Source organism: Emticicia sp. SJ17W-69, assembly GCF_051209875.1.
Lineage (GTDB): Bacteria > Bacteroidota > Bacteroidia > Cytophagales > Spirosomataceae > Emticicia.
The window spans coordinates 3,587,520-3,601,494 of record NZ_JBNTQY010000001.1 but is presented as its reverse complement, the minus strand read 5'-3'; the positions used below and the strand labels follow the sequence as shown (position 1 = coordinate 3,601,494).

Genomic DNA, 13,975 nt, shown 5'->3' with positions numbered 1-13,975 from the left:
CCACTTCAATCACGAAGTGGCATTTTTTATAATTGTATTTGAAACTTTTTGATTTATACATTTGTTATATATTTAGAAAACAATCTAAATACAAGAATTGTTAAATTCATTAAAATTGACCTCTAACACTTTTAAAAAATAGAATGAAAAAAACGCTTTTTTTAATTGTAATTTCTTTGTCCTTGTGGCAATGCACTTCATCCGAAAAACAAGATTTACCTAACGAAGGAGAGATAGTTATTGCAGCCGATGAATCGTTACAACCAATTGTCGATGCTGAAATGATGGCATATAATGCCCATTATCCAAAAGCGAAATTACATGTGGTTTATGTACCTGAACAAAGAGCAATGTCATTGATGATGAATGATTCAGCAAATATCGCAATCGTCACTCGTGAAGCTACTGCGAGTGAAAAAGAAGTATTTACAAGTAATAATATTCCATATTTACCAGCCAAAATGGCACTTGATGGTGTAGCTCTTATTACTAATCTGAACAGCGGAATCACAAACTTGACTGTTAATGAGTTGAAAGAAATGTTTGAAGGAAGCAATCGTTCTGATATTAAATTAGTTTTTGATAATAGTAGTTCGAGTAATTTAAACTATATGATTCAACGATTGAATATAAAAGATGTAAAAAAAGCCAACATTTTTGCAGCTAATGGAAATAAAGATGTCATTGATTATGTAAAGAAGAGTAAGAATGCCATTGGCATTATTGGAGGAAATTGGATTAGTGACATTGACGATTCAAAAAGCCAAGATTTTATCAATAGTGTAAGAGTGATTGGTATTTCAAATATTGATAAACCATCTGAAAAAGATTTTTATACTCCGACAACAGCCTCATTGAAATCAAGGAAATATCCATTTGAGAGGAAAGTGATTTTACACACTAAGAAAGGCTATGGATTAACAAGTGCTTTTATAAGATTTTGTTGTGCTTATATTGGTCAATTGGTCGTTGAAAAATCAGGTTTATTGCCTTATTATATATATGAAAGAGATATAATACTTGAGAAAAAGCCTATTGAAAAGTTACCTTAAAACAGTTTTTAGAAAAAAATAAAATAACTTCAATATTGAGATTAACGAAATATTAACATTGTATTTTATAACATTCCAAACAAAAATCCGTCTAATAATTAAAATGCAAAAGAATAAAATGTGAGTGGATTGAAAATATTTTTTTTAACTAAACGACATTTTCTTTAACTTTGCTTAATTTTTTATCAAAAGAATCTGTAAACCTAACTTTTAGAGTGAAAATGAACAAGATTTTGAAATCTTTGTCGGTATCAGCGGTGGCGGTACTGGCGTTGTCGTTCCAAACAATGGCACAAACTGTGCAGGACGGACTGAAAAATTTGGATGCTGAGCGATACAACGCTGCGGGTACAATTTTTAAACAATTAGTGGACTCTGCCCCAAGTGCAGAAAACTATTTTTATCAAGGATATTATTACCTTAATTTGCAAGATGGTCAGATGGACTTAGCTCAAGCGAAGGACGCTTTTGCTAAAGGTGCTGCCTTGGATGCTAAAAGACCTGATCCATTAAATCGTATAGGTTTAGCCGCAGTAAAATTATTTTCTGGAGATAAGGCAGGTGCGAAGGCGGATTTTGATTTGATCAAAAAAGATACTAAAAATAAAAATGCGGATGTATTTTTCCGTATAGGAGAGGCGTATGCACTTTCTGAAAAAATCAATGACCCTGCTGAAGCTGTAACAAACATTCAAGCTGGTTTGGATTTATTAAAAGTGAAAAATAATCCTGATTACTATATAGCATTAGCTAACGCATATTTGCTTAAAAATGATGGAGGTCCAGCTATGACTGCATTGGAAAATGCTTTAAATATGGGTCAAAAAGTAGCTAAAATTCGTACATTGATGGGAAGAGTTTGGTATCAAGGTAAAAACTATCCAAGAGCACAAACAGAATTTAATGAAGCTATCAAAGCAGATGCTGATTATGCACCAGCTTACTATTATTTAAGTTCATTATTTACAACTTTTGGTAAATTCCCACAAGCTGCTGAGAATGCAAAACAAGCATTAAGTAAGAGTGAAGCAACTCCTGCTGCTAAATTACGTTATATCAAATTGGCAACAGCGAGTAAGGATTATGATGGTGCAATGACAGTTTTAGGACAAATTTTTGATGCAGAAAAAGACCCAATCAAATATCGTTTGAAAGGATATATTCAAGTAGAGAAAGGTGACTGTGCAGATGGTGTGAAAAATATCCAAGAATTCTTGAACCAAGCAGCAAAAGAACGTCATTTAGCATCAGATTATGGAATGTTAGGGCGTGGGTTTGCTTGTATCAAAGATGATGCTGGTAAAAAATTGAACGATTCGCTGGCAGTTTATAACATGGAAAAAGCGATTGAATTGGGAGATACTGTAACAATCACAATCAATGATATAGCAAATATTTATAAGGGTGGTAAAAATTGGACTAAATTGGCGACTACGTTAGAGAAAAGTTTAGCAAAATCTAAAAAAGCAACAGCTGCTGATTATTACAATTTGGCTGATGCTTATATGAAAGCTAAAGACTATGTGAAAGCCGATACTACTTTGACTAAGACAATCGAATTGTATAAAGATACCTGGTTGATTCCTTATGTAATCAAAGCTCGTGCAAAACAATATGCTAATCCTGCAGATACAACGTTTATGGCAGCTCCTGTGTATGAGAAGTATCTTTTGTTGGTACCAGAAGCTGAAAAGGCAAAAGAGAATACCAAACGCTATTTAGCAGAGGCTTATGGATATTTAGGTATGAAAGCTTTATTGATAAACAAGGATACTGTTAAAGCAACGGAGTATATGAATTTTGTTTTGAAATATGATCCAACAAATACTAAAGCACAACAAGTGTTACAAAGTATTACAGGTGGAACACCAGCTCCAACAGGAACAACCCCACCACCAAATAATAACCAACCAAATGGAGGAGGCGGTACTGGTGCGGCAGGACAACCGAGAAATTAAAATATTTAAATAAGTATCATAAAACGCCTATTTTTACAAAAATAGGCGTTTTTGTTTGCCTTCAAATAAAATTATTTGCTCGAAAAGGTGCAATTGCTAAATTTTGCTTTTATTTTTGCCTTTTATCAATCAAATTTTATTTTTAAAAAGGAATTAATCCTATTATTTTAAAGCTAAAAGTCATATAGCGAACAGCTAATTTCTATGTTTAATCTCGTAATATTCGGACCGCCGGGGGCTGGTAAAGGAACTCAGTCAGCAAAAATTATTGACAAATACAAATTAGCTCATATATCAACGGGCGATATGTTCAGGATGCACATAAGCCAAGATACGGCTTTGGGTAAAAGAGTAAAACAAATTTTGGCCGATGGCTTGCTCGTACCTGATTCTATCACAATTGATATGCTTGAAGAAGAAGTGCAGCGAAATCCACATGCTACTGGATTTATTTTTGATGGTTTTCCTCGTACAGTAACCCAAGCCGAGGCTTTGGATACATTTTTGGAAGGAAAAGGCGAAAAAATTGATTTAGTTCTTCAATTAGATGTAACAGAAGAAGAAATCAAAAATCGCATTGCAGAACGAAAAAAAGTTAGTGGACGAGCTGACGATGATGAAGATAAGCTAATCAAAAGAATTGACGAGTATTTTAGCAAAACAATTCATGTGTTGCCATATTATCAAAATCAAGGTAAAGTAGTGAAAATAAACGGTATAGGACAGGTCGAAGGTATTTTCGGCATGATTTGTGCGGCAATTGATGCAGCGAAATAAAATGTAGATTTATGAGCGACCGAGTGTCGGCCACCGTCGCTACGGTGATGAGTTAGGGTACAAAAAACATATAACTAACTCAATTTTTTACTCATAATCAAAACAGAAAATGACTTCAAATTTTATAGATTACGTTAAAATAAATTGCATTTCAGGCAATGGTGGGGCTGGGGCAAGGCATTTTCGAAGAGAAAAACACGTGCCTAATGGTGGGCCTGATGGCGGTGATGGTGGTAGAGGAGGGCATATAGTTTTACGTGGAAATGCTCAATATTGGACACTTTTGCACTTAAAATACCAAAAGCATATCAAAGCTCAGCATGGTGTTGCAGGCGAAGGTGGTAAACGTTCAGGAAAACAAGGTCTTGATCATATTATTGAAGTACCACTTGGAACAATTGCCCGAGATGCTGAAACAGGAGAGAAGATAGGCGAAGTAACAGAAGATGGTCAAAAAGTTATCTTATTATCAGGTGGACGTGGTGGTTTAGGTAATTGTCATTTTACTAATTCAACCAATCAAGCTCCTGAGTATGCTCAACCTGGAGAATCAGGAATTGAATCTTGGATAATATTAGAATTAAAAGTTTTAGCAGACGTGGGTCTTGTAGGCTTTCCGAATGCTGGTAAATCAACACTGCTTTCCGCTGTGTCGGCTGCAAAACCAGAAATTGCCGACTATCCTTTTACAACCCTTGCACCTAACCTTGGCGTAGTTGCCTATCGTGACTTTAGATCTTTTGTAATGGCAGATATTCCTGGTATTATTGAAGGAGCTTCCGAAGGAAAAGGACTTGGACTTCGCTTTCTTAGACATATCGAAAGAAACTCAATTTTGCTGTTTGTTGTTTCGGCCGATTCTGAAAATCCCATGAAGGAGTACAAAACATTATTAAGGGAATTAAAACGCTATAACCCAGAGTTATTAGACAAAAAAAGAGTATTAGGTATTTCAAAATGTGACTTAGTTGATGAGAAACAAGTCAAAAAAATTCAAAAGAAAATACCAGAAGATTTGCCTCACGTATTTTTTTCAGCAGCCACTAATCAAGGAATTGATGCAGTGAAAGATATTATTTGGGCAAATTTGTAATAAATACAATCAGAAGAGTGCTATTAAAACCAAGGTTTTGCTAAACAATGCTTTAGCATCACGATCAAACTGAGTTAAATCCAGCTCATTTATTGTTCATTAGGTTTTATACATACAACTTAAAAAAAGAGTGAACCTTTATTATAAGATTTTACGCCATGAAGAAAACTTTTCTAAGTTTACTATTCTTGGTGCATACGACTGTTTTTGCACAAGTAACAATTACTTTTCCAGTAAATAGAGCGATTTTTCAAAGAAATCAATCAAATACTGGAGTAATTCCGCTTGGTGGAACATTCCAAGCACGTGTGGATAGAATTGATGCCCGATTGATACCCATTAAGGGTGGTAATGCTGTTGACTGGACACCTGTTGCTGTAAATCCAAACTTTGGAACTTTTACTGGTGGGATTTATTCTCAGGCAGGATGGTACAAATTGGAAATTAGGGCCTTTAGAGGTGGCACGATTGTGGGAACTGCTTCCTTAGATAAAGTGGGTATTGGTGAAGTACTGATTATTGCAGGACAATCTAATGCACAAGGGTATGAGGGCAAAGGGAATCCTCCTGCCAATGATGAGAGAGTCAATTGTATCTCAAACTATTATTCATACGATAATACAGAACCTCCTTTTCCTGTTGTTTCTCAATTGTCTGAAAATGTCAAAATTGCTCCATTAGGTAATGGTTCTTGGTGTTGGGGTCGTTTGGGCGATTTATTAGCCCAAAAGTTGAATGTCCCCATCCTTTTTATAAATACTGCCTATGAAGCGATGGGTATTGAGGATTGGAGCAAAAGTGCTGATGGAGACAGAGGCTTTAATTATTATACAGGCAACTATGAAAGACCTGGTTATCCGTTCGAAAATCTAAAAAAATCACTCCATTATTATGCAAATATGTTTGGTGCAAGAGGTATTTTGTGGCATCAAGGAGAAACTGATAATGATAAAAAAACGTCAACGGCCAAGTACAAAGACGCATTGGAGTATCTTATTAGAAAAAGCAGAGGGGAAACAGGTAAAAACATCAGTTGGATGGTGAGTCGGGTTTCAAGAGTAAAAAGTGGTACTTATCAACCAGTGATAGAAGGGCAAAATGAAACAATACGAGAAGTAGCAAATGTTTTTGAAGGCCCTGAGACTGATGTTATTACCGCTCGACCTGATGGTGTTCATTTTGATGGCAATAGTCTAATTCAATTAGCTGAAGCTTGGAATAACAAATTTGACGCTAATTTTTTTGCGAAATCAAACCCTTTACCTGCCTCATTTCCATTATTTTTCTTCTTAAATTGTGATATTGAAAATAAAGATAAGCCTCTTAGGATTGTAATGCCCGATGGTTTCAAATCATATTATTGGACAAATGGTTTTAGCGATTTAAACAATTCTTCTGCAATTGAAACTGGAACTGGTTATTTTAGAGGCCGTGCAGTGGACTATCTTGGAAATGTATATTATACGCCTACTGTTAACTATTCGGCATTGGCTATTCCAGAGAAACCCAATCTTTCTGCTGAAGGAGCAACAAGTTTTTGCGAAGGTGGGAGTGTGAAATTGACTTCCTCTACCAATCTCGATATTACTTGGAATAATGGAGAACATAATCAATCTATTGTAGTGAATCAGCCAGGCAATTACAGTGTAAGTCAGTATAATTATTTAGGTTGCTCTACAAAGTCTAATGAAGTAAAAGTTTCGATTCTTCCAAAACCAGAAATCAGTATTGTGGCTGAAGGACCAACCACTTTTTGTTCGGATAAGTCATTGAATCTTCGCTCGAATATAGCATTAGGTAATAATTGGAATACGGGTGAAAATAAGCAATCTATTACAGTCAATAAGAGTGGAGAATATTTTGTAAGTGCTAAGAATGAATTTGGCTGTGAAAATACATCTCCAAAAATTAGTATTACTGTCAATCCTGTGCCCGAAAAACCTACAGTAATAGCTGATGGACCAACTGTTTTTTGTGCCGATAAATCAGTGAGATTATCTTCAAGTGTTGAAAAGAATATAGCTTGGAATACAGGAGAAAAAACAAATAGTTTGCTTATTGCCAGAACAGGAGATTATTTCGTAACTGCCCAAAATGAATTTGGCTGCCAAAATATTTCTAATATTACACCGATAAGAGTAAATCCTTTACCGCCAAAACCCACAATTACTGCCAGTGGCCCAACAACATTTTGTGAAGGAGAAAGTGTAACTTTAACAGCAACACCTAGTCAAGGTTATCAATGGAATAATGCTAAGACAACAAATAATCAAACGGTTAAATCTACTGGTTTTTTTTCAGTCAAAGTAATTGACCAAAATGGTTGTGTTTCTCCAACTTCCGATGAAACTTCAGTCCTTGTTAAAGCTGTTCCACAAGGTATCAATATATTACAAACAGGAACTTATACATTAGAGTCAGTTGCCAATGGTTTCTATGACCTTAAATACGAATGGTCGAAAGATGGCGTAAAATTACCCAATGATGTTTTTTATATAAAAGCCAAAGAATCAGGGAATTATACAGTCAGAGGCTCAATTTTATATCAATTAGGAGGAGGAAATACATTAAGATGTTTTTCAGCACCTTCGAATGGTTATAATTTTATTATTGATCCATCAAATAAAGGAGTTAGTATTTTTCCTAATCCTGCCCCAAAAAGTATCATAAATATTGAAACCTTAGATGACCTCGAAAATGCAGTGGTAAGTTTTTATGATTTTAGAGGCTTTTTATTAAGAGAATATACTGTCCCTAAATTTGATACTAGGAAAACATTTGATTTAAAAGATATGCCTAAGGGGATGTTTTTGATTGGTGTAAAAGCTAAAGATTTGAATGTAATTAAGCGAGCTTATATTGAATAGAATATATTTTAAGAAATGATTGAAAGTTTAAAAGATAAGAGTCTACTATCAAAGAGAAATTACAAAATTTAATTTTTCTATAAAAATTGTTCTTTACTGTGTAATATTAGTATAAATCAAAGATTCTTTCCATTAGATAAATTTTCAGTACAATAATGAGGTAGCAAATATTGCTATTATATAGATGCGTTGTAAATTTGTAAAATTTGAAGAACTTAAATCTATACTCTTAATGATGTTTAATCGAAATTGGATTGTTTTATTACTGTGTATTATTTCGATAGAAACTTATTCTCAAATTCAAATTACGTTTCCTGTATCGAGAATTGTGTTTCAACGTAACAATCAAAATCAAGCAAATGTAAATATTGCAGGAAGTTACTTCCAAATTCTCGATCGTATTGATGCACGTGCAGTACCAGTTTATGCTGGGCAAGGCTCTGGGACTGATTGGATTACTATTCAAAATAGCCTCACATCTGGTATTTTTAATGGCTCGCTTTTATTGAATGGAGGTTGGTATAATATTGAGTTGAGGGGTATCCTTAATGGGAATGTGGTAACTACTACAACTCTTGATAGAGTAGGGGTTGGTGAAGTATTTATCGTTGCGGGGCAATCAAATGCCCAAGGAGATCCAAGTTATTCAGGAGGGGCTATAGGAGCTTCGGATGACCGTGTTTCAACGATTGACTATTATGAGCCAGCATTAAATGAAGATGCTTTGCCATTTCAATTCTCGCACATGAGTAATTTTACAAAGATGTCACCCTACAATTATGTACCGTGGTTTTGGTCGAGATTAGGTGATAAACTTGCACAAAGACTTAATGTGCCAGTATTATTTTATGGAGCAGCATTAGGAGGAATTGGAAGTGATGTTTGGAGACGTTCGGTAGAGGGAGAAGATTTAAGACAAGAACTTCAAACGTTTATCAAAGTAAGCGGAATGCCTTACAGAGCTTTGAAAGCAGCGATACAAAGATATGTTACTCGAACAGGTGTACGTGCCATTTTATGGCAACATGGAGAAAGTGATTCAAATACAGGTGCGGAAAGTTATTATGGGAATTTAAGGTCAATTATTGATAAAAGCAGACAAGATGCAAAAAAGGGCGATTTGGCATGGGTGATTGCTCGGGCTTCTCGTAATCCAGTCACCTATCAAAATGTAATTGATGGACAAAATTTTACTATTCAACGAATCTCAAATGTGTTTACTGGCCCCGCAACTGATGATATTGTAGGCACAAATCTTAGAGCAGATGGTATTCATTTTCATAATGATGGTCTTATTCGTGCTGCTGAATACTGGAATACTTCACTCAATGACTCTTTTTTTAATAATTCTCAACCACTACTTGGAAAGGAACTACCAAAAGTGTATTTAACTTGTGATGTAAATAATAAAAGTAATAAGTTTGCGATTACAGCAGACGCTGGTTTTGCACGTTATAACTGGAGTAATGGAAGTACTTCTTCTACATTATTTGCCAATAATGGTAGTTATTCTTTAAAAGTGCAAGACGATGTTGGAAATATGTATTTCTCACAACCCATATTTATTTCCCCCAATAACCCATTGGTTCAGCCAAATATAAATATTGGAGGTCCCACAACTTTTTGTGAAGGTGGAACTGTACAACTAACCTCAAGCCTTATCGGAGGAAATATTTGGAGCAATGGTGAGCGAGGACAGTCAATTACTGCCAGAAATAGTGGTGCTTATACAGTTACTAATTACACACTGAATGGTTGTATGACCACATCCGCACCAGTTTCATTAAATGTAATGTCTGCACCCAAAAACAGTATTATTCCATCTAAGTCTATTCCTATTTGCCCTGATGACAGCGTTACACTCGTTACCAATAATTTTGATAAGGTTAGTTATCTTTGGAATAATAATTCATCAGATACTCGTATAACAGTAAAAAATGCCGGAAGTTATAGTTTAAAAATTAAAGGAGAAAATGGGTGTGAATCTCAAAGTTCGATTAATGTAACGCTTAGGCAACGCCCAGTGACAAATATTAATACAGATGGACCAACGACTTTTTGTTTGGGGAAAAGTGTAAATCTATCATCAAGTGATGATTTTGCAGCTTATTTTTGGAGCAACACTAATTATACAAAAGCTATAAATGTGCGTTCTTCGGGTAGCTATTCTTTAAAAGTGCAAGATTATTTTGGATGTTTATCAGATCCTGTAACAACAAACGTTGTGGTTAATCCATTACCTGACAATAAGATAGTAGCCATTGGACTTGATAGGTTCTGCGAAGGAAATACCGTCAAATTACAACCTTCATCAGTAGATAATTTAATCTACCAATGGAATACAGGAGAGAAAACAAAGGAGATTATAACAGGAAAGCCTGGACTTTATACGCTCGTTGTGAAAGATAATAATAATTGTGAGTCAAAACCAGATTCAATTACATTAAAATATATTCCTCCTCCAGCGGTGTCAATTATAACTGCTGGAAATTTAAATACGATTTGTCAGGGCAGTTCGATTACACTTAATAGCACGAATGCTGTGTCATATACTTGGAGTACAGGCTCAAATTCTAACAATATTTTAGTTGATAAGGCAGGAGTTTACACACTAAAAATCAGAGACGATAAAAACTGTGAGTCAAATACTGTTTCATTTGAGGTGTTTGTTAAAGAATCTCCACAAAAACCTTCAATTTTTATTGGAGGGGCTTATGAATTAGAGGCAATTCCAACTTCATTTATAAACGGCCAGTTTTTTGAATGGAAATTAGATGATACAAATTTAACTTCCAATAGCTCCATTATTAAAGCAACCTCAACTGGAAGCTATACTGTTCGTACAGTCTTAAAACATTCGATATCTAATAATGGTACTTTATTATGTTATTCACCTTATTCAACGAATGTTAATTTTACCATTTCTGAAGGAGATAATGGAATGAAGCTCTACCCAAATCCTAATCCAACTGGTATTTTTTATATTGAGACTATCAATGAGAATCCTGATGCTAAAATTTATGTATATACACTTTCAGGAAAAAGAGTATTGTCCTTAACAATGAGTGATATTAAAGAAAAACGAGTTTTAGATTTACGTTCACTTGAAAGTGGAAACTACATTATTCGACTAATAAGTAACGAATTTACAGCTTCGCAGAAAATAATTGTTAAATACTGATTGGTGTATAATATTTTCAAGCTCTTTTTATTTTGTTTCTAAACATAACAGTAGTAATTTTGGTGCAGAAAATATAAACATCTATTCAGGTGGATTAATGTGCATATTTTCTTAAAAACTCAGCTTTACACAATTGTTGTTGTATGAAAGAATACTTGCCTTCAGATTTCCTTCCAATTTTAGTGCAGTTATTAGCTGCCATAGGATTTATTGTTACTACCATGGTGGTAACCCATGCTATCGGGCCTAAGCGAAAAAGTGAATTAAAAGATGCTCCATTTGAATGTGGTATCGAAGCACAGGGCGATGCCAGAGCTCCTATTTCAATTAAATATTTTTTGACAGCTATTTTATTCGTATTATTTGATGTCGAAATTATATTTATGTATCCTTGGGCTGTCAATTTTATGAAATTAGGTTGGTTTGGATTTGTTGAAATGCTTACATTCGTAACTTTATTGATGGCTGGTTTCTACTACATCATTCGCAAAGGCGTTTTGAGTTGGGAAAGAGATTAAGGCTCTCAGCTTTGAAAACAATTGATCCAAACAAGTAGTTGTTAATTAGAAATATGCAGCATGTAATGCTGATAATTGATAAAATAAGTAATTCGATTGAGATAGCGATAGTTTTTAGAAAATCGTAAATCATCAATCATCAATCGTAAATACCACTTATGAGTAATCCAGTAAAATTAATTGAAGCACCCGAAGGACACGAAGGAACTGGCTTTTTCGCAACATCTTTTGATAAAGTAATTGGTATTGCTCGTAGCAATTCTCTTTGGCCATTACCTTTTGCTACCTCATGTTGTGGCATCGAATTCATGGCTACTATGGGTTCACATTATGATATTTCACGTTTTGGTTCAGAAAGACCTAGTTTCTCTCCAAGACAAGCTGATTTATTGATGGTAATGGGAACAATTGCTAAGAAAATGGCTCCAATTGTGAAGCAGGTTTATCTACAAATGGCCGAACCACGTTGGGTTATTGCTGTAGGTGCTTGTGCTTCAAGTGGAGGTGTTTTTGATACTTATTCTGTGCTTCAAGGTATAGATAGAGTAATACCAGTTGATGTGTATGTACCAGGTTGCCCACCACGTCCAGAACAAATTTTGGATGGCTTGATGCAAATCCAACAATTGGCCATAAATGAATCGCTTCGTCGTAGAAATACCGACGAATACCAAGCCTTATTAGAATCTTATAAAATTCAATAAGTAAAATTTACAAACTGGAATGACAAATCAAGAAATAGCTGAAGATTTATTGAGCCGTTTTGGTGAAAATGTAAGTGCCTTTGAAGAACCTTGGGGACTACTTACTTTTACAACCAATCGTCAAAATATTATTACTTTGCTTGACTACCTCAACAAGCATGAAACTTTTCGTTTCAAATTCTTAACCGACCTTACAGGTATCCATTTACCTGATAATCAAGGAGCTGAATTTGGTGTAATCTATCATTTACATAGCCTTGAAAATAATGTAAGGATACGTATTAAAGTATTTCTTTCACAAGATGATTTACATATACCAACAGCATCAACTGTTCATGCTTGTGCCAATTGGATGGAGCGTGAAACTTACGATTTCTTTGGAATTATTTTCGATGGTCACCCAAAATTAATTCGTATTCTTAATATTGAAGAAATGGATTATTTCCCGATGAGAAAAGAATATCCATTGGAAGATGCCACTCGTCAAGATAAAATTGATGCCTTGTTTGGAAGATAATTATTAGAGTAAAGAGCATGGCATATAAAATTTATTTACTCATTCAATCATTCGCTCATTCAGTCATTTAGAATGGAAGACTTACTCATACCAAAAAATACATCTGATGCGTTGGCCTTCAATCGCCCAATTGTTGAAGATACTGAATATACAACCCTTAATCTCGGCCCGACTCACCCCGCTACACATGGTATTTTTCAAAATATCTTGAAAATGGATGGTGAAAAAATTGTTTCGGGAGAGCAAACGATTGGATACATTCACCGTGCATTCGAAAAAATTGCAGAACGCCGTCCATTCTATCAAATCACTACACTTACTGACCGAATGAACTATTGTTCGTCACCTATCAATAATATGGGATGGCACATGACAGTAGAAAAATTATTAGGTGTAACGGTTCCAAAACGTGCCGAATATATCCGTGTGATCATGATGGAATTGGCTCGTATTGCTGACCATTTGATTTGTAATTCAATTTTGGGAGTTGATACTGGTGCTTATTCTGGATTTTTATATTTGTTTCAAGAAAGAGAGAAAATATATGAAATCTATGAGGAAATGTGTGGAGCAAGGCTTACGACAAATATGGGTCGTATTGGCGGTATGGAGCGTGATTTGTCTCCAACAGCAATCACTAAAATCAAGCAATTAATTTATCATGATTTGCCAAAAACATTGGCAGAATTTGAAAAATTATTCAACCGTAATAGGATTTTTATAGATAGAGTAGTAAATGTTGGGCCAATTACAGCCGAACGTGCTTTAGAATATGGATTTACAGGGCCAAATCTTCGTGCAGCAGGTGTTGATTATGATGTACGTGTAATGGAACCATATTCATCTTACCAAGATTTTGAGTTTGATATTCCAGTTGGACATAATGGTGATACTTATGACCGCTTTATGGTGCGTAACCAAGAAATGTGGGAAAGTATGAAAATTATCAAGCAAGCTCTTGAAAACTTACCTGCAGGTCCACATTATGCCAACGAAGACCATTATTATTTACCTCCAAAACATGATGTTTACAAAAACATGGAAGCACTCATTTATCACTTTAAAATTGTGATGGGTGAAATTGATGCTCCAGTTGGCGAAGTATATCATGCAGTTGAAGGTGGAAATGGAGAACTTGGTTTTTATTTGGTAAGTGATGGTGGTAGAGCTCCTTATCGTTTACATTTCCGCCGTCCAAGCTTTATCTATTATCAAGCTTATCCTGAAATGTGTAAAGGCGTTGCGATTTCTGATGCCATTGCCATCATGAGTAGTTTGAATGTAATTGCTGGAGAATTAGATGCGTAA

The 13,975-nt window shown here is 35.0% G+C and carries 10 protein-coding genes; all 10 read left to right on the top strand.

What is annotated here, in order from left to right; genetic code table 11:
* Window positions 1–143: 143 nt before the first annotated feature.
* The 10 genes from ACQUQZ_RS14650 (at window position 144) to nuoD (ending at window position 13,975) form a co-directional block, all read left to right on the top strand.
* Window positions 144–1,052 carry a PstS family phosphate ABC transporter substrate-binding protein gene (locus tag ACQUQZ_RS14650; RefSeq protein WP_435355769.1) on the top strand — a complete coding sequence of 303 codons (909 nt, stop codon included), beginning with the start codon at window positions 144–146 and terminating at the stop codon, window positions 1,050–1,052.
* Window positions 1,053–1,273: 221 nt separating this feature from the next.
* Window positions 1,274–3,010, top strand: coding sequence for a tetratricopeptide repeat protein (locus ACQUQZ_RS14645; protein ID WP_435355768.1), 1,737 nt, complete (start codon window positions 1,274–1,276; stop codon window positions 3,008–3,010).
* Between the two features lie 204 nt (window positions 3,011–3,214).
* Window positions 3,215–3,787: an adenylate kinase gene (locus ACQUQZ_RS14640; protein WP_435355766.1), complete on the top strand. Its 573-nt coding sequence runs from the start codon at window positions 3,215–3,217 to the stop codon at window positions 3,785–3,787.
* A 109-nt stretch (window positions 3,788–3,896) separates the two neighbouring features.
* Window positions 3,897–4,880, top strand: a complete 984-nt coding sequence (gene obgE, locus ACQUQZ_RS14635) for a GTPase ObgE (protein WP_435355765.1) — start codon at window positions 3,897–3,899, stop codon at window positions 4,878–4,880.
* A gap of 158 nt (window positions 4,881–5,038) precedes the next feature.
* The gene (locus ACQUQZ_RS14630; RefSeq protein ID WP_435355764.1) at window positions 5,039–7,747 is read left to right on the top strand and encodes a sialate O-acetylesterase; all 2,709 of its coding nucleotides are present in this window, start codon (window positions 5,039–5,041) and stop codon (window positions 7,745–7,747) included.
* A 232-nt stretch (window positions 7,748–7,979) separates the two neighbouring features.
* A complete protein-coding gene (locus ACQUQZ_RS14625) occupies window positions 7,980–10,928 on the top strand; it encodes a T9SS type A sorting domain-containing protein (RefSeq protein WP_435355763.1) in 2,949 nt (982 codons plus the stop codon).
* Window positions 10,929–11,071: 143 nt separating this feature from the next.
* Window positions 11,072–11,446 (top strand): NADH-quinone oxidoreductase subunit A, encoded by a 375-nt coding sequence (locus tag ACQUQZ_RS14620; RefSeq protein ID WP_435355762.1) that lies wholly within the window; start codon window positions 11,072–11,074, stop codon window positions 11,444–11,446.
* A gap of 158 nt (window positions 11,447–11,604) precedes the next feature.
* Window positions 11,605–12,150 carry an NADH-quinone oxidoreductase subunit B gene (locus ACQUQZ_RS14615; RefSeq protein ID WP_435355761.1) on the top strand — a complete coding sequence of 182 codons (546 nt, stop codon included), beginning with the start codon at window positions 11,605–11,607 and terminating at the stop codon, window positions 12,148–12,150.
* Between the two features lie 19 nt (window positions 12,151–12,169).
* A complete protein-coding gene (locus ACQUQZ_RS14610) occupies window positions 12,170–12,667 on the top strand; it encodes an NADH-quinone oxidoreductase subunit C (RefSeq protein ID WP_435355759.1) in 498 nt (165 codons plus the stop codon).
* A gap of 72 nt (window positions 12,668–12,739) precedes the next feature.
* A complete protein-coding gene (gene nuoD / locus ACQUQZ_RS14605; protein ID WP_435355758.1) occupies window positions 12,740–13,975 on the top strand; it encodes an NADH dehydrogenase (quinone) subunit D in 1,236 nt (411 codons plus the stop codon).

Bases quoted from the DNA above. Each gene is read 5' to 3' on its own strand.
- ACQUQZ_RS14650 (WP_435355769.1), top strand. From the start codon at position 144: ATGAAAAAAACGCTTTTTTTAATTGTAATTTCTTTGTCCTTGTGGCAA.
- ACQUQZ_RS14645 (WP_435355768.1), top strand. From the start codon at position 1,274: ATGAACAAGATTTTGAAATCTTTGTCGGTATCAGCGGTGGCGGTACTG.
- ACQUQZ_RS14640 (WP_435355766.1), top strand. From the start codon at position 3,215: ATGTTTAATCTCGTAATATTCGGACCGCCGGGGGCTGGTAAAGGAACT.
- obgE (WP_435355765.1), top strand. From the start codon at position 3,897: ATGACTTCAAATTTTATAGATTACGTTAAAATAAATTGCATTTCAGGC.
- ACQUQZ_RS14630 (WP_435355764.1), top strand. From the start codon at position 5,039: ATGAAGAAAACTTTTCTAAGTTTACTATTCTTGGTGCATACGACTGTT.
- ACQUQZ_RS14625 (WP_435355763.1), top strand. From the start codon at position 7,980: ATGATGTTTAATCGAAATTGGATTGTTTTATTACTGTGTATTATTTCG.
- ACQUQZ_RS14620 (WP_435355762.1), top strand. From the start codon at position 11,072: ATGAAAGAATACTTGCCTTCAGATTTCCTTCCAATTTTAGTGCAGTTA.
- ACQUQZ_RS14615 (WP_435355761.1), top strand. From the start codon at position 11,605: ATGAGTAATCCAGTAAAATTAATTGAAGCACCCGAAGGACACGAAGGA.
- ACQUQZ_RS14610 (WP_435355759.1), top strand. From the start codon at position 12,170: ATGACAAATCAAGAAATAGCTGAAGATTTATTGAGCCGTTTTGGTGAA.
- nuoD (WP_435355758.1), top strand. From the start codon at position 12,740: ATGGAAGACTTACTCATACCAAAAAATACATCTGATGCGTTGGCCTTC.